The 15,392-nt window shown below is 41.8% G+C and carries 16 protein-coding genes; 4 read left to right on the top strand and 12 right to left on the bottom strand.

Translation table 11 applies throughout. From position 1 onward, the window contains the following. Positions 1-155: 155 nt before the first annotated feature. Both G603_RS0113480 and G603_RS0113475 read right to left on the bottom strand, forming a co-directional pair. A complete protein-coding gene (locus G603_RS0113480; RefSeq protein WP_026525361.1) occupies positions 156-449 on the bottom strand; it encodes an STAS domain-containing protein in 294 nt (97 codons plus the stop codon). 63 nt (positions 450-512) lie between these two features. Further along, positions 513-1,721 carry a hypothetical protein gene (locus tag G603_RS0113475; RefSeq protein WP_026525362.1) on the bottom strand — a complete coding sequence of 403 codons (1,209 nt, stop codon included), beginning with the start codon at positions 1,719-1,721 and terminating at the stop codon, positions 513-515. A 212-nt stretch (positions 1,722-1,933) separates the two neighbouring features. Between G603_RS0113475 and G603_RS22425 the strand changes: the two genes are divergently transcribed. Continuing rightward, the gene (locus tag G603_RS22425) at positions 1,934-2,095 is read left to right on the top strand and encodes a hypothetical protein (protein WP_155831043.1); all 162 of its coding nucleotides are present in this window, start codon (positions 1,934-1,936) and stop codon (positions 2,093-2,095) included. A gap of 33 nt (positions 2,096-2,128) precedes the next feature. Here G603_RS22425 and G603_RS0113465 read toward each other — a convergent pair whose 3' ends face one another. The 3 genes from G603_RS0113465 to G603_RS0113455 all read right to left on the bottom strand — a co-directional run bounded on the left by G603_RS0113465 (position 2,129) and on the right by G603_RS0113455 (position 5,440). After that, entirely contained in the window at positions 2,129-3,475 is a 1,347-nt protein-coding gene (locus G603_RS0113465; RefSeq protein ID WP_026525363.1) for a M56 family metallopeptidase, read from the bottom strand. Positions 3,476-3,578: 103 nt separating this feature from the next. Further along, complete coding sequence (locus tag G603_RS0113460; protein WP_026525364.1) at positions 3,579-3,935, bottom strand: BlaI/MecI/CopY family transcriptional regulator; 357 nt, start codon at positions 3,933-3,935, stop codon at positions 3,579-3,581. Between the two features lie 206 nt (positions 3,936-4,141). After that, positions 4,142-5,440, bottom strand: coding sequence for a hypothetical protein (locus G603_RS0113455; protein WP_026525365.1), 1,299 nt, complete (start codon positions 5,438-5,440; stop codon positions 4,142-4,144). A gap of 148 nt (positions 5,441-5,588) precedes the next feature. On the opposite strand from G603_RS0113455, the gene G603_RS0113450 reads away from it, so the two are divergent. Then, on the top strand, positions 5,589-5,984 hold the full coding sequence (locus G603_RS0113450) for an RrF2 family transcriptional regulator (protein ID WP_026525366.1): 396 nt from the start codon (positions 5,589-5,591) through the stop codon (positions 5,982-5,984). On the opposite strand, the gene G603_RS0113445 is transcribed toward G603_RS0113450, so the two are convergent. The 5 genes from G603_RS0113445 to G603_RS0113425 all read right to left on the bottom strand — a co-directional run bounded on the left by G603_RS0113445 (position 5,968) and on the right by G603_RS0113425 (position 12,571). Then, positions 5,968-6,612, bottom strand: coding sequence for a bifunctional 4-hydroxy-2-oxoglutarate aldolase/2-dehydro-3-deoxy-phosphogluconate aldolase (locus G603_RS0113445; protein ID WP_026525367.1), 645 nt, complete (start codon positions 6,610-6,612; stop codon positions 5,968-5,970). The two genes, G603_RS0113450 and G603_RS0113445, sit on opposite strands and share 17 nt — an antisense overlap. Before the next feature lie 40 nt (positions 6,613-6,652). Then, positions 6,653-7,744 carry a sugar kinase gene (locus G603_RS0113440; protein WP_026495788.1) on the bottom strand — a complete coding sequence of 364 codons (1,092 nt, stop codon included), beginning with the start codon at positions 7,742-7,744 and terminating at the stop codon, positions 6,653-6,655. A gap of 24 nt (positions 7,745-7,768) precedes the next feature. After that, positions 7,769-9,202 carry a glucuronate isomerase gene (gene uxaC, locus G603_RS0113435; RefSeq protein WP_026525368.1) on the bottom strand — a complete coding sequence of 478 codons (1,434 nt, stop codon included), beginning with the start codon at positions 9,200-9,202 and terminating at the stop codon, positions 7,769-7,771. Between the two features lie 200 nt (positions 9,203-9,402). After that, positions 9,403-11,793: an ABC transporter permease gene (locus tag G603_RS0113430; RefSeq protein WP_026670557.1), complete on the bottom strand. Its 2,391-nt coding sequence runs from the start codon at positions 11,791-11,793 to the stop codon at positions 9,403-9,405. A 79-nt stretch (positions 11,794-11,872) separates the two neighbouring features. After that, positions 11,873-12,571, bottom strand: a complete 699-nt coding sequence (locus G603_RS0113425) for an ABC transporter ATP-binding protein (RefSeq protein WP_026670556.1) — start codon at positions 12,569-12,571, stop codon at positions 11,873-11,875. Between the two features lie 207 nt (positions 12,572-12,778). Between G603_RS0113425 and G603_RS0113420 the strand changes: the two genes are divergently transcribed. After that, a complete protein-coding gene (locus G603_RS0113420) occupies positions 12,779-13,831 on the top strand; it encodes a phosphodiester glycosidase family protein (protein WP_026525371.1) in 1,053 nt (350 codons plus the stop codon). Continuing rightward, entirely contained in the window at positions 13,815-14,189 is a 375-nt protein-coding gene (locus G603_RS0113415) for a hypothetical protein (protein WP_051207878.1), read from the top strand. Before G603_RS0113420 ends, G603_RS0113415 begins: the two co-directional genes overlap by 17 nt. An 86-nt stretch (positions 14,190-14,275) precedes the next feature. Here the strand turns inward: G603_RS0113415 and G603_RS0113410 are convergent, their stop codons facing one another. Both G603_RS0113410 and G603_RS0113400 read right to left on the bottom strand, forming a co-directional pair. Then, positions 14,276-14,596 carry a hypothetical protein gene (locus G603_RS0113410; RefSeq protein ID WP_026670554.1) on the bottom strand — a complete coding sequence of 107 codons (321 nt, stop codon included), beginning with the start codon at positions 14,594-14,596 and terminating at the stop codon, positions 14,276-14,278. 595 nt (positions 14,597-15,191) lie between these two features. Continuing rightward, positions 15,192-15,392, bottom strand: a 201-nt coding sequence (locus tag G603_RS0113400) for a transposase (RefSeq protein ID WP_051198106.1), incomplete at its 5' end; no start/stop codon positions are given.

Here is a 15,392-nt window from a genome sequence, read left to right as displayed (position 1 = left end):
CATCCTTAGCGGAGCGCTTATTATTCAATAGGAAATCTGAAGGAATTTCCTATTGAATAATAAAGCTCCCTTGGCGTTTTGTCACCTTGGGAGCTCGTTTCATATAATATATTCCATTTTCATAAATATTGGACATTTCTGCCCGCTACCTGATCTTACTCAATTGTAAGAATATCTACAAATCCTGTTACTTCAAAAATCTCATTTATGGTCTCGTTAACATTTTTGATAACCATGCTACCCTGCTTATTCATAACCTTCTGTGCGGAAAGCAGAACTCTTAAACCGGCTGATGAGATATATTCAAGCTCTTTAAAATCAAAAACAAGTTTTTCTATACCATTCAGTGACTTAAGCTCTTCATCAAGCTGCGGTGATGTGGTAGTATCCAGTCTTCCAACCACTGCTATAAGTAACTCGCTTCCATTTTCTGTCTTGTTGATCTTCATTTTCTCTCCTCCCGGAATGAAATTATGTCTGTTTTTATGTCTATTTTCCTGTATGCGTCTAAATCAACCTCTAAGCTCATAAACGATGGTCATATCTACTCTGTTGCCCTTTACTCCCACAAGAACGTCTTCTGCCAGGCTTCCGACGATAGATTTCTCAAGCTCATCTGTAGCCTGTCTGATCGCCTCTTTCTCGGCATCCACTTCGGGAAGAGCATCTCTGTAATCGGACAATGACCACATAACTGCGGGATCCATTCCATCCATTGCACCATAGATACCCATTGTTCCATAGTTTACAGGCGTTCCACCATATTCCTGATTAAGCTTCATAACCTCAGAATAGTGTAATACACCGTTTTCAATGACATCACCGATTTTGCCCATAACGCCCTTAACAGAGCTGTTCTTCTTATCAGAAGAAATATCGATAAGCTCCTTTTTTGCAGGTGCACTCATGTCGGTCTTGGCTGTAAGCTTAAGGCAGCACTCCTTTTTATATCTCTCGAACCAGATTTCAGCTTTATAGTCGGTTGTCATTGCTTTAAGCATGCCGACTGTCTCCTCATAAATGAGTTTAAGTCTGGTTGCATCCTTAGGTGAAATCTCAAGCTCGCTGATAAGCTCATCACCTCTGTTATATACTCTTTCTTCATCGAGCTTGCTGCTCTCGATAATAGTAATTCCGCTGACAATTTCAGCAGGCTTTGATCCTATAGTTTTAAGGACCTCGGAAAAGTCCTTGGTAACAACCATCTGAATCGTATTCTTGTCGATACCGACTTCAATATCATCAGCAAGATTAGCTACGATGGATCTCTCAAGATCATCCCAGGCTTCCTGAGAAAACGTGTCGGTTTCCTTCTTTTTCCTGAGATCATCCTCATATTCTTTTAATGACCAGGTTGAATTCTTGGGTGATTCGATCATAAAATTAGATAAAAGCTTGCCAAAGAAGCCTCTTTCACTAATATTCTCACCAGTTGAAGATACAGAGAGCAGCTCCTTTTGCTTGTCTCTGTCAAGATGATTCTCAGCCTTGAGGTAAATCCTTGAAACTCTGGCATCTCCTTCTAACCAGAATTCCATAATGCCGTATCCTATGATGGATTTAGCAAGCCTTAATACCTCTTCTGAGAGAAGACGCAGGCGAAGAGCGTTCTTGTCTTTGATACCTGCCTCTGCAATGTAGGAATCCACTGCCCCATAAGCGCCTTCCAGTGCTGATTCCAGATTCGCAATCTTTACGTGTTCTGACTGTACTTTATGCATTTTCCCCTCCATAATTATGAATTAAAAACTCACTCCATCTTATAATAATACATATTACGCGGTCCCGTCACTATCACATAGACTATTTATAATTTTTTATAAATCTTTTATAACCCCGACTTATTTTGTACATATTTTGATATTATCATTTTCTGAAATGCAAAATTGTGTGTACGTTAACTCTTATCACGTATACCAGGGGAGGGGAAATTATGGAAAATACGAATGAGTTCAGTAAAGAATATAAGATTATCGATGCTGTTAAATGTAATGGCAAATATATAGACGTAGACACTTTAAGATCAAAAATAATCGCCACCGGAGCCGTAGCTTTGGCAGCGATAGCGATTATCCTCGTACAATATATATTGTAAATCTGCATGAAAATCCATGCGTTATAAAATCCCTCAATCCGGGGCAAATTCCGGCTTGTCTTTCCGGCTGTCTTCACCGTTCATGAACAGTCGTAGTATGACATATCTCACAGAGTCAGTCTGCCCTTCTTTACCGGGCAGTTGGAACTTTATGACCAGCTCTGACTTATCTTCGCTCTCATCCAGGGCGAGATCGCCGGAACCATCATCTGTTATCTCTTCAACCTTGACCAGCACATTTTCCATACCCGACAATTCTGCCTCGGTATATCCTTTGGCCATATAAAGCTGTTTGATCTGCTGTTTGCTCAGAGATGCCACTAATTCCTGGCCACGCATGATCATGACATTACCATCTCTCCATTCGGCATAAACAGTCGTGTCCAAATCCGGTTCTTCTACTACAACTTCCTGACTTGCAGCATGAGGAAACTTTACGATTACTTTACTGGTCTCAACGACCATTTCCTCTTCGGGCACTTCATCAGTGTCCTGAAATTCTACCACAGGCTCGGCGTTTTCTTCATCCTCCGCCACTGCCAGATCAAGACCCTTTTGAGCGGAGCTTGTGAAAAAACAGGTAGAGAGCGCCAATGTAATAATCGTCAGCAACATAATGAGCCAACCGGAGGCCTTTTTGTAGTTGAAGATCTGGTTTACTCTCGTTCCCACACCAATGCCGCCAAAGGCGAGCTGATATGCAAAAACATATCTTTGGTTTGTGCTACACCGGAGAAGTGATGTAGCATAGGACTTTTTCTCATCCAGTGACATACGGCTGATTACTTTTTCATCACAGGAGAGTTCTAAGTCTTTACAAAATAGTGCATATGAAATCCATACAAGTGGATTGAACCAATGAATTGCGAGCAGCAGGAACCCGATCTGTTTCTTTATGTGATCGCCCCTGCGAATATGTGCCCTTTCGTGTGCAAGCACATTAGTAATAGTCTCATTTTCAAGCCCTGATGGCAGATATATTTTCGGATTAAAAATACCAAGTATAAAAGGCGTATCTATTTCATCACATTTATATACGTTATCTCCCAGTTCTGTCACCTGAACGGAAGCTTCTGTCTGTTTTTTGATGGAGTAATAGCTGTGTCCCATGTATATAAGGACAATAGCCACTCCGGCAAGCCATATCCACTGAAACCTTTCGTATATAAAAACAGTTATAATGCCATGAAAATTGGGAAGAATTCCAATCCTTGATTCTATCTGAAAAGGCAGAATCAATCTAAGAGCTACAACAGACCAGGGTGCTCCCATAAACCACTTCGGCCCCTTTTTCAGCGGAAAGCGCAAAATTATAACAACAGCAATAAGGCATGCGGCTACCACACTCATTTCAATTACTTTCATAAAAATCGTTTCCATTTCAATTCCTCCGTCTGACTAAGTATGTTTTTGTTCACGTTTTTTACTACTTATGCACTTGTATGATGATAGCCGTATTTATGCCTATTATTGTTTTCTGTTGTTAGTCTTTCGCGTTGTCAATAATCCTCTGGATCTCTTGCAACTCCTTTTGCGACAACTTTTGATGGGATGTAAATGCCGCCAGAAATGCGGGCAATGATCCGCCAAAAGTCTCCTCTACAAATTCTTCACTTCTCCTTGTATAAAATTCGTCCTGGGAAATTAAGGATGAAACTATTCCATCCTCGTTTTTAAAGAGGCCCTTTTCGCAGAGCTTCTTAAGAACTGTGTATGTAGTGGATTTTTTCCATCCAAATTCCTCTGAACATAACTTTACCAGTTCTCCGGAACCAACCGGCTCCTTTTCCCATATAAGCTTGGCAAACTGCAACTGAACTTCTCCTAATTCAACAGCCATGACAACCCCCCTCTTTGGTCTATTTGCTATCGACTTATTAATCAGAGTCTACTCTACATAGACCTGCATGTCAACAGCTTAAGCCATAAAAATATCAAAAAATTTAACGTCTTCTACATATTGTGTTATTTATATGATTTAAGTACAAAATAGGAGCCCCCACATATGTTTGTGGGAGCTCCCGCCAGATTTTATCTATTATTTTATTACAGATTGCTGTAAAAGGTATCAATGTTTTCTTCAGGAAGTGTCACAGGATCCCAACCAAAATCCTGAACTGCTGTGATATTTAATCCATTTGCCGCAACATAGTTGGCTATGATCTGCAAGCGAGTCTGTTCCTTTGCTTCGTCATCTGAATAAAGCTTCATAAATTCATCATAATGATCGCCCATGATCTTCTTTGCGCTTTCATCGAAATCTGATCCGTCAGCAACAACCTCGATATTAGTTACTTCATAGCCTTCATCTGTGTTCTTCACATGTATGCAGCCTGGATATGATCCGCCTGACTGAGTCTCCAGGGTCTGACCATTAAGTTTGTAGTTATAGTAGCAGAAATCGCCATAAATACGCATATCCTCAGGATCTGAATCATCCTCAGCTGCGATGTTGATTGAAGGTATTCCAACATCTGCAGGATCATAACCCGCACCAAACTCATTCATTACAGCCTTATATACTTCATAATAGAAAACCTCAGGACCCGGATACTCGTATGCGGGAAGCGCACCTTCCGTTGTTGCTGAAGCTGCTTCGCCGCCACCAACTACGCTGAAGTTTACAACTGTTGCATCAAAATACTCTTCATAAAGCTGGTTGAAGATTTTCTCTGCTTCTGCGCTGTCCATGTTGCTGTAGTCGCCGCCATCATCAGATGTATAGGTATAGGTGCCGTTACCGTCTGTATCATAGGTAACATCTGCCTGCTCCATTACAACGAGCTTATCGTCCGTAATTGTGTACTTTGTCATATTATGATGAGTACCTACATAGAGCTTACCATCCTTGATTGCAAGAGGATTGGCTGTGCCGCCGGACTCAACCTTTCCTACTTCGAAAGGAACTCCATCCTTATAGATGAAAATCGCTGAATCGATGGCGGCCATATTGCCGTCAAGGTTATCATAGGCACTGCTGCAAACCAGGAAAACATCTGTCTGGTCCAAGGTTTCATTTGCATAGCCCATACCATCTGTAAGCTTTTCATCGATTATCTGCGTGAAGGTATCGCAACCTGTAATGTCGATGTCGGGAGCATAAAAGATTTCCTCAGCTGTTTCTTCGGATTCTGCTGTCTCCCCTGTTGATTCTTCAACGGAAGCTTCTTCGGAACTCTCCTCTGCCTCAGCTTCTGTGGTATCAGCTGCTTCCTCCTGGGCGGGCTCTTCCTGAACAGCGTTCTCTGTCTGAGCATCTTTTCCAGTCTCTGTCGTTTTGCCGCAGGCACAAAGTGATGTTGCCATAATACCTGCAATTACCAATGTTACAATTCTGTTTTTCATAATTTTCCCCTTCTCATAAATCTATTTTTTATCTCATATAAACAATACTTTATCATTTATCACAAAAATGTCACATAAATTTGTATTGATTAACCCATTTACCTTGCGTTATAATAGGCAAAAGCATTCACAGTATAGGAGGTACTACATGTTTTCTACAAAGGGAAGATATGCCCTAAGAGTTATGATAGATCTGGCGCAGCAGGATTCTGACCAGTATATTCCGTTAAAAGATATCGCTGAAAGGCAGGACATCTCCAAAAAATACCTGGAGATTATTGCAAAAGAACTCGTTAAAGGAAAAATTCTTGAAGGTGCCAGCGGAAAGCATGGCGGATATAAGCTTACAAGATCTGCAGACGAATACTCTGTAGGCGAAATAATAGAACTAATGGAAGGCTCCATTGCACCTGTAGCATGTCTTGCTGACGAAGACTACGTATGCGAAAGAAAATCCATCTGCAGAACTCTCCCCATGTGGGAAGAATTCTACAAGATGGAACATGATTTTTTCTATAATAAGAAGCTTAGCGATCTCCTCTGATCTCTTTTACAACATTCACAGCTTCTCTTGTCATTTCTTCGATCTTGTCGAAGCTTCCGGCTTTGATAAGGTCGCCCTTTACCATCCAGCTACCACCGCAGCATGCGATTCTGTCGTATGAGAGGTAATCTCTCATGTTCTTCTCATTTACGCCGCCTGTAGGCATGAATTTGATACCTGTATAGGGTGCTGCCATGGCCTTGATCATAGGAAGGCCACCTGCCTGCTCTGCAGGGAAGAATTTAAGAACCTTAAGGCCTCTCTTGATACCCTGTGCAGCCTCTGAAGGAGTTGCTACGCCGGGTACAACTGTATAGCCTTTTTCCAGGCAGTAATCTACTACCTCAGCGTCAAAGCCGGGGCTTACGATGAATTTTGCACCTGCTGCAATAGCCTGCTCAACCTGCTCAGTTGTAAGAACTGTGCCTGCGCCAACCAGCATCTCAGGGTACTTATCAGTCATAATTTTAATAGCATCAGCGGCAGCTGCTGTACGGAATGTAACCTCAGCACACTTTAATCCGCCATTTACCAGTGCCTGTGCAAGAGGCTCTGCATCTTCTACTCTGTCGATTACTACAACAGGTACCACGCCATATCCGGCAAGTTGTTCAAGTATGTCACTCATTTTGTTTCTCTCCATTCTAACTTAACTTGTAATTATGTAATCAGCGCTGTACTCGTGCGCCTTTTCCGCCCATGATAGCCTCTACCTCGCTCTTATCAGCCATGGTAGTATCACCGGGTGTTGTCATTGCAAGTGCGCCGTGAGCTGCACCGTAATCAACTGCAAGCTGTGCATCTCCTGTTGTCATAAGGCCGTAGATAAGACCTGATGCAAAGGAATCTCCGCCGCCTACACGGTCCATGATCTCAAGGCCCTTATAATCCTTTGCCTTGTAAATCTCGCCGTCTGCGAAGCAAAGTGCACTCCAGTCATTAACGGTAGCTGTCTTAACCTCTCTTAGAGTTGTAGCAACTGCCTTGAAGTTGGGATAAGTCTTAACAACCTCTCTGATCATCTTCTTGTAGCCTTCGATGTCGAGCTTAGCAAGATTCTCATCATTACCCTCTATTTCAAAGCCGAGGCATGCTGTGAAGTCTTCCTCGTTACCGATCATTACGTCAACGTATTTAGCGATCTCTTTATTTACTTCTCTTGCCTTCTCGATGCCGCCGATTGCGCTCCACATGGAAGGACGATAGTTAAGATCATAAGAGATTACTGTGCCGTATTTTCTTGCTGTTTTTATAACTTCTATTACGGTCTCACTGGACTGCTCTGAAAGTGCTGCATAGATGCCGCCTGTGTGAAGCCACTTAACACCAAGCTCGCCAAAAAGTCTCTCAAGGTCGAAATCCTCGGGCTTTGCCTTGGAAATAGCCGTGTTTGCTCTGTCTGAGCAGCCCTTAGCTCCGCGGATACCAAAACCTCTCTCTGTAAAGTTCAGACCGTTACGGCACTCTCTGCCGATTCCGTCTGTTTTCATCCATTTAATAAAAGAAGTATCAACGCCGCCCTGAAGAATCAGATCCTCCATAAGCTTACCCACTTCATTGTCTGCAAAAGCTGTAAGAACTGTGGTCTTAAGGCCAAAGCATCTGCGAAGACCTCTTACTACGTTGTATTCTCCGCCGCCTTCCCATGCGTTAAAATGTCTTGCTGTTCTGATCCTTCCTTCGCCGGGATCCAGTCTCAGCATAATTTCTCCAAGTGATACTGCATCAAAAGCTGCATCTTTTCTCAAATTAAAATCCATTTTGTGCCTCCGTTTTTATTCCTTCTATATTCCAAAATATCTCTTAGCGTTGTAATAGGAAATGCCCTGAACTATGGATTTAAGGGCCTCTTCATCATTAGGATACTCGCCATTCTCAACCCAGTTACCTATGAGATTGCACATGATTCTTCTGAAATAATCATGTCTTGTATAGGACAGGAAGGATCTTGAATCTGTGAGCATTCCTATGAAATTACCGAGAAGACCAAGGTTAGCCAGGGACTTCATCTGCTCTTCCATTCCTGACTTGGAATCATTGAACCACCATGCAGGTCCGTGCTGAATCTTGCCGGGAATCTCTGCTGACTGAAAGGCGCCGATTATTGTTCCTATCTGCTCATTATCAGCAGGATTCAATGAAAATACGATTGTCTTTGGCAATTCTTCTGTTTTATCAAGCTCAGATAAAAATGCTGCAAGGTTTCCACCGCAGGAATTATTGGCAATAGCGTCATATCCTGTATCAGGTCCAAGATTCTTAAACTGTCTCTCATTGATGTTTCTTAGGCAGGAATAATGAATCTCCATAGCTATTCCAAGTCTGTGATAGGCTTTTCCAAGGGCTACAAGAAGTGCTGTCTGATAGCCTTCTGCCTCTTCCACAGTAACTGCCTCGCCCTTCATAGCCTTCTTGAATGCCTTATCGCACTCTTCCATAGAAAGCTTTCTGAAAGGTACATAATCAAGGCCGTGATCCGATGCCACGCAGCCATGCTCTGCAAAAAACTCAACTCTCTCAATAAGTGCATCAATTACGTCCTGAGTGGAATCAAGAGATGCCTTATTAACTGATTTTGCAAGCTTTTCAATGTATTCTGCAAAGCCTTCCTTGTGAATATTTACTGCTTTGTCGGGCCTGAATGAAGGTCTTACAAGGAAGTCTATGGTCTTATCCTCTGCAATCTTTTCATGCCAGATAAGTGTGTCTATGGGATCGTCGGTAGTTCCAACGTATGCCACGTTGCTCTGCTTAATCAGGCCACGGACTGACATCCCGGGATCGTTTTTAAGCTTGTCGTTACACTTATTCCAGATCTCCTCTGCATTCTGCGGTGTAAGAGGCTCTGTAATTCCGAAGTATTTCTGAAGCTCTAAGTTGCACCAGTGATACATGGGATTACCGATTGCCTTGGTAAGTACCTCTGCAAAGCCCTTGAAGCGTGCAAAGTCGTCACCTCTTCCTGTCACCAGTTCCTCCGGCATTCCGTTCGATCTCATGAGTCTCCACTTATAGTGGTCTCCTGCTATTGAGCCGTCAGGCTGATATCCGCCAAGCCATACATCTGCCAGTGTCTCAAACCGTCTGTCCTCATAGATCTCCTGAGGAGAAATGTGACAGTGATAATCAATTATGGGCAGGTCTTTAGCATAATCATGAAAAAGATGCTTTGCAGTCTCAGTCTGCAACACAAAATCTTTATCTAAAAACTGTTTCATCGAAGTATGCTCCTATATATATTTATTTACTTTATTTATGTTTACGCATCTTATACTAAGTCTTTACCCCGGCTTTTTACATAGCTTTTGGGACATAAACCAAAATATTCAACAAGAATAACAATTTTTGCAATGTTTTGAATTTTGGCATGAAAAAACCCTTTGGCACGGCAACTTCTGCCAAAGGGTTTAAATCCTGATTATTCGACGTTTTTCAGAGCTTCATTCATTGGTATGTGGCGGATCTTCCGGTACTCGAGAGCAGCAACAACGGCGTAGGTTGCGATGGCCATAAGGAACATTTCCGCGTATACCTTAGGGTCAAGCCAGATAATCATCCAGCCGCTCATCATCTGCTTTAACATAACTCTGAATATCCACACCATCACGTAGGTGATTATGGGATATGATATAAGGAGCGATGCCACAACCACGATTGCTGTAGGAATTATGTACAGAGCTGCGATCTCTTTCTGGGAATATCCGAGAATTTTCGCCATGGAGATGGACTGGGCATTTCTCTCGATTATCAGCTTAGAAAGCAGGTAGATCAGGACTATAAAAAGGATTACCGAGAATCCATCCACCATGTACATGATATTGCCCATAGATATCATAAGCTGTCTGGACACTCGTGTGAGCGACTCCTTATCAACTACTGTTCCAATGTATTTGCTGTCGATGTCAGTAATTTCGCTACTTGAAAAATACCCCGAGAAAAAATCTTCATCCATACCAACAGTGCTATTCAGATGTTTTTTGCTCATGAACACAGTGATTCCGCCGTCATAAGGATAAATTCCTGTAACCTTAAAGCCATAGTATTTATCCTCATAGGGCTCTTTCAGAGTTATTACATCCCCTGCTTTGTATCCGTATTTATCTGCATATGCAGAGGATATCAGCACTGTTTTTTCATCGAAATCTGCGTGTATATAGCGGCTGTCATCACGAACTCCGTAGATTGTCACCTCATCTACTCTGCTTCCGTCTGCGCCCGTAGTTTTCAGGCTGTATGCTGAGAATTTCTCTGCATCCGGATTATTGGTAAGTATTTTGTTTTGCAGGAAAACGTATGAAAACGCCACATTTATCTGATTGTCATCATCTATAGCTCCTACGGGAATCTGCAAAAGATATATATGCTCCGCAAGCATGCTATCCGTAACCACTCCCTGAAAGTGTGTAAGAAGCGGTGGCAGCATCATTCCGAAAAACAGCAGTACATTTGCAAAAAACAGTCCAACGAAAAGCGTTATGTAACTGCTCTTGTTCTGTATAAGTATTCGAATGCGGAATCTGTCAAAGAATCTTATTGCCTTATTTAGTATGATGGCACGCTTTTGTCTTTTTCCTGAAAGGTCACGCCTTATTAGCTTAAGCGGGCTAAGCGCAAGTTTACTTCTAAGGATACAATAGGTAATCACAAGCATTATGATTATCGGAATTATTGTGGTCTTAAGGAATGCATCAGCGTTCCACAGGGTAACATATGTAGGTAGTGAATAGCTTCCGTAATACATCGCCACGCAAACATTTTTAAAGTAGGTATACCCCATGATATTACCGATTAGTGCTGCAATAAGCGTCACTATAAGAGGCATCGCCATGTAATGGCGTATAAGCTCATTTATGGTATATCCAGAAGCCCTAAGAGTTCCTATTACATTTGATTCCCTGTGAATTGTATTGTTTATTGTGATGCCGAATACAAAAGCGATAATGATAATCATTATATATAAGAGCACTGTCATCATCGCTCTGTCTTTTCCGATATCCTCTCCTGTAAAGGTTATGGACTGGTTCAGATAGCGGGGAATAAAGTTTTCCAGAGTTACTTTTTTAGAAATCCTCTCCATGAGATCATCGGAAAGATCTTTCTCTTCCAGTTCGTTAGCAGGCTTTTCATCATAAAGCCATCCGTAGTTGTAATGAATGGCATCCTCATCATATTCGTCAAACTGACCTTTTGAAACCACAGCTACGCCAAAGGCAGAGGAATCAAACATCATGTCATTATTGCTGTAAAAAAGTGCGCTGTAGTCAGAGAGCGCCACAAGACCGACGATTTTATAGGTCTTGCCGTCGGAAGATAAAGTATTATCTATGGCTTTATTTCCGGCTGATGCAGTAAGGTTATCGCCGGGACCGGGCTTTAATGTCAAAGTATCATTCACCGTAAGTCCGTTGTTATCCGCATACATTCTATCGATGGCGATCTCCCCTATGTTTTCAGGAAGTCTTCCCTCCATAACACAGACCTTGTCGATCTCTTCTCTGTTTGCGAAAATCCTGAGCTTTGTGTTGTTGTCGAAGCTTTTTTCTACATAGAAATTGTCATAGATTGTGACACCTTTTTTCTCTATGTGTTTTCTCTCGGATTTTGTCAGCTTCTCCTCTGTTCTGAAATTTCCATCCTCTATGTTGTATTTTTCAAAGCTTTCATCATAAGCAGTACTCATACTCTCGCCTGCTACCAAAAAGCCTGAAACAAAGCCGATGGACAATACCATCAAAACAAAGATAACTATGTATTTTCCTATATCCCCTGTCAGCTCCCGTAGAAGCCTTCTGTTTAACGGATTTCTCATAAAACTCCCCTATTTGTCTGTGCCGGTTGCCACTTATCCTGTGTGCCTAACTAAAAAGAACACTGTCCGGAACCTGTATTTACCAGTCAAGCTCCGCAGCCGTCTGCTTCGTCTCGTTTCTGTAGCTTTTCCTGATAACGCCATCACGAAGCTTCACTACAAAATCAGCCATATTCTTTATGGCATCATTGTGGGTTACCATGATAACTGTATTTCCATACTTGTGGTTAACCTCTTCAATAAGTGAAAGGATTTCCTTGGAGGTGTTGTAATCAAGAGCTCCCGTGGGCTCATCGCAAAGCAGAATGTCGGGATTTTTCACGATTGCTCTTCCGATAGCACAGCGCTGCTGTTGTCCGCCTGAGAGCTGACTTGGAACCTTATTCTGGTGCTCTGTAAGACCCAGCGTCTCAATTATTTCATCGATGTTAAGTGGATTTTTTGAAAGATATGCGCCGACCTCAATATTTTCTCTTACAGTGAGATTTGGAATGAGATTGTACATTTGGAAGATATAGCCCAGATGCTCTCTTCTGTAGGCAGTTAATGTCTTTTCGTCCATGTCGGACATGCTTTTTTCTCTGATGATGATCTTGCCTGAATCGGCAGTGTCGATTCCCCCGATGATGTTTAGTAACGTAGATTTTCCGGATCCGGACGGCCCAAGGAGTACCACAAACTCTCCCTTCTCCACGCAGAGGCTTATGTCCTTCAGTACCTCAACGCGGCTTCCGCCTTCGCCGTATGACTTTTTAATATTCTGTAATTCCAGCTGCATATTCTCCCCTTCTTATGTGCTGTTTTTATTTCTGTGGTATATGTTAGCAGAGCCTAACTGCAATTTCAATATTAGATGTTTCTCTTTTAGGTAAATTTTAGGTTTATGAGACAAAATTAGTCTATAGGATATCGCCAACCCCGGTATTTACAAATGCGGGCTTAGGTGATTCAAATTTTGCACATTCGCTAATTGAGGATTTTTAAAATGAAAAAATACCTATGGATAATTGGATACTCGGCTGCTCTGACGGCATTTACCATATATATCACTTTGGACACTTTTGTACTTACAAAAAGCTATACTACCAATGCATCGGCCATGAGTGCCTCGGCATTTGAGGATTTAGAGGCAGCGGCTGATAACTCTGCAGCTAGCTCATCAAGTACCTCTGACACACCCATAAAGCAGGAATCTCAGGGGGATGGCACTAGCAAGCACAGGAAGCATCATAATTCTGAATCCGTGAATACTAATACCGTCAGTGAAGTAGAAGCCTCCAATGAGACCTCATCCTCCATCGATGCGTCAGACAGCTACACAGGGGATACCACTTACAGCGACGACAACATAACAATCAATCTTTCGGAATATGATCAGTACAATACCAAAATTTATGTAGCAGACGTAACCCTTTCCTCCGCTGAATACCTAAAAACTGCTTTTGCCAATGACACCTATGGCAAAAACATCACAGCTACCACTTCGGAAATGGCAGAAGAAAACAGCGCTATTCTAGCCATCAACGGCGATTTCTACGGTGTTCAGGAAAGCGGATATGTGATCAGAAACGGAATAGTATACAGAAGTGAAGGTGATGGTTCTGAGGTGCTGTGCATCTATGCGAACGGAACAATGGAAGTAATTAATGACAGTGAATATACTGCGGAAGATCTTGTGGAAAAAGGCGTATGGCAGGCATTTTCCTTTGGCCCAGGGCTTATTGAAAACGGCGCGATATCAGTGGATACAGATGATGAAGTTGATATGGCAATGGCAAGTAATCCCAGAACCGCCATTGGCATCATAGATACTAATCACTATGTTTTCGTAGTATCTGACGGCAGAACCTCAGAAAGTGAAGGACTTAGTCTCTATGAGCTTGCAGAATTTATGCAGGACCTTGGAGTAACTACCGCTTATAATCTTGATGGCGGCGGATCATCAACCATGTATTTTAATGGTCAGATAGTGAATAATCCGACTTCCGGAAGAAGTATCAAAGAGAGAGGAGTGAGCGACATTGTTTACATCGCGTGACACAGCAAAATATCATCTTATTTACAGTTTGGCGGGCACGGTATTCCTTGCTGTCTTCGGTGCAATCTATGAATATTTCAGCCACGGCGTTTACTCATATTATATGATATATGCATTTGCAATCCCGCTGGTTATGGGAGTTGTGCCCTATTCCTTCATGCTTATCAAAAACATTCAACTGCCTGTATTGCTGATCAATCTATGGAATTCATCGATTCTCACATATAGTGTAGGCAGCGTATTTGCCGGTGTACTCTCGATATACGGAACCACAAATGCTTTGATTTTTGTTTATCCTGTGGCAGGAACAGTTTTACTGATTGCAACACTTATAGCTGCAGCAGTTTATTATATTTAAAAATCCCTCCTTACCGGTTTATTCGGTAAAGAGGGACCGTAAATCCATTGTGAATGTAAACTTCGCTTTGAATTAAGCAATTAAACTTATGCGCTTGCATTCTCTGCACGAGCAGTCATGGGGATAGGCTCGTTAATTGAAACTGTCGCTGCTTCTGTCTGCTCTTCCACTGTCTCATTTCTCATATCCTTTGAAACCGCGCCGTCCTTGGAGATAAGCTCCATTCCATCTCTATAGCTTCTTATGGCGAATGATGAGGAGTAGCCCTTATCTTTTGCTACTGCTCTTACCTTTTTGGCGGTCTTCTTCACATCCTTTGCATCGCAAACCACTGATGGATACTGGCTGCTCTTTTCGCATACAAAACCCTCTGCCAGAAGTGCTTTTAAAAATTCGTCCTTTGTCATGTTCCTCCTTGATGCGGGATTTAAAATATTCTGTGTCTTTAATCCCACATTTAATGCTATTTGCCATTCTTACGGCGTCAAACATTCAGTATTTTACATCATCGCGGAGAAGAATTGCAAGAACATCCGCTGATAGCCTGACAATTTTAGCATTTTTAATTAAATTTTTTAGTATTTTATTATACTTTTTTAGATTCCCTTTATGCATTTGTACGAATTTAGACACAATTTCGCGATAATATAGACTAAACGCTTATGGTTACCATCAACATTTGGGTTTAGGGAGAGATATTATGGAAAATAATATTAAGAAAATGAGTCCTAAGATTATTGACACAGTAGTCTACAATGGTCGGTACACTGATGCCGCGGAATTTCGAAGGAAAGTCCTTTCTTTAGTGTGCAGCTTTGTAATTGTTGCAAGCGCACTGGCAATTGGAACTTTTCTGATTTAAGATTTTAATAGGGGCTGTGAAAAAATGAGATAATCATTTTTTCCAGCTCCCTTTTTATATCATTTTTTTGTGAGGCATGCTGTTTCTGGCAAAAACAGAGTATAATACCCCTTTCCCCAAGAACTACAAACTTTTTAAACTCAGGCAGCTTCTTGGAGATGCATCTTTTTATTGTGATATTTATATAAGTTATGACCTATTGAAACCAAAAGAACCTCAAGTTTTACGGATTCTATTCCTTTTCGGACTATTCTTTTATACCAACGATCATTTTTTATGATTCCGAAAGTACCTTCCGCTTGAATGGATCTGTTCATTCTAAGGAGTGCTCCCTGGATGCT

Source organism: Butyrivibrio sp. AE3006 (assembly GCF_000424165.1).
GTDB lineage: Bacteria > Bacillota > Clostridia > Lachnospirales > Lachnospiraceae > Butyrivibrio.
The sequence above is the reverse complement of the archived record's forward strand: the minus strand, read 5'-3'. Positions and strand labels throughout refer to the sequence as shown.

What these genes read in the sequence shown, in the direction of transcription:
- G603_RS0113480 (WP_026525361.1), bottom strand. Translation starts at nt 449, where the DNA reads ATGAAGATCAACAAGACAGAAAATGGAAGCGAGTTACTTATAGCAGTG.
- G603_RS0113475 (WP_026525362.1), bottom strand. Translation starts at nt 1,721, where the DNA reads ATGCATAAAGTACAGTCAGAACACGTAAAGATTGCGAATCTGGAATCA.
- G603_RS22425 (WP_155831043.1), top strand. Translation starts at nt 1,934, where the DNA reads ATGGAAAATACGAATGAGTTCAGTAAAGAATATAAGATTATCGATGCT.
- G603_RS0113465 (WP_026525363.1), bottom strand. Translation starts at nt 3,475, where the DNA reads ATGGAAACGATTTTTATGAAAGTAATTGAAATGAGTGTGGTAGCCGCA.
- G603_RS0113460 (WP_026525364.1), bottom strand. Translation starts at nt 3,935, where the DNA reads ATGGCTGTTGAATTAGGAGAAGTTCAGTTGCAGTTTGCCAAGCTTATA.
- G603_RS0113455 (WP_026525365.1), bottom strand. Translation starts at nt 5,440, where the DNA reads ATGAAAAACAGAATTGTAACATTGGTAATTGCAGGTATTATGGCAACA.
- G603_RS0113450 (WP_026525366.1), top strand. Translation starts at nt 5,589, where the DNA reads ATGTTTTCTACAAAGGGAAGATATGCCCTAAGAGTTATGATAGATCTG.
- G603_RS0113445 (WP_026525367.1), bottom strand. Translation starts at nt 6,612, where the DNA reads ATGAGTGACATACTTGAACAACTTGCCGGATATGGCGTGGTACCTGTT.
- G603_RS0113440 (WP_026495788.1), bottom strand. Translation starts at nt 7,744, where the DNA reads ATGGATTTTAATTTGAGAAAAGATGCAGCTTTTGATGCAGTATCACTT.
- uxaC (WP_026525368.1), bottom strand. Translation starts at nt 9,202, where the DNA reads ATGAAACAGTTTTTAGATAAAGATTTTGTGTTGCAGACTGAGACTGCA.
- G603_RS0113430 (WP_026670557.1), bottom strand. Translation starts at nt 11,793, where the DNA reads ATGAGAAATCCGTTAAACAGAAGGCTTCTACGGGAGCTGACAGGGGAT.
- G603_RS0113425 (WP_026670556.1), bottom strand. Translation starts at nt 12,571, where the DNA reads ATGCAGCTGGAATTACAGAATATTAAAAAGTCATACGGCGAAGGCGGA.
- G603_RS0113420 (WP_026525371.1), top strand. Translation starts at nt 12,779, where the DNA reads ATGAAAAAATACCTATGGATAATTGGATACTCGGCTGCTCTGACGGCA.
- G603_RS0113410 (WP_026670554.1), bottom strand. Translation starts at nt 14,596, where the DNA reads ATGACAAAGGACGAATTTTTAAAAGCACTTCTGGCAGAGGGTTTTGTA.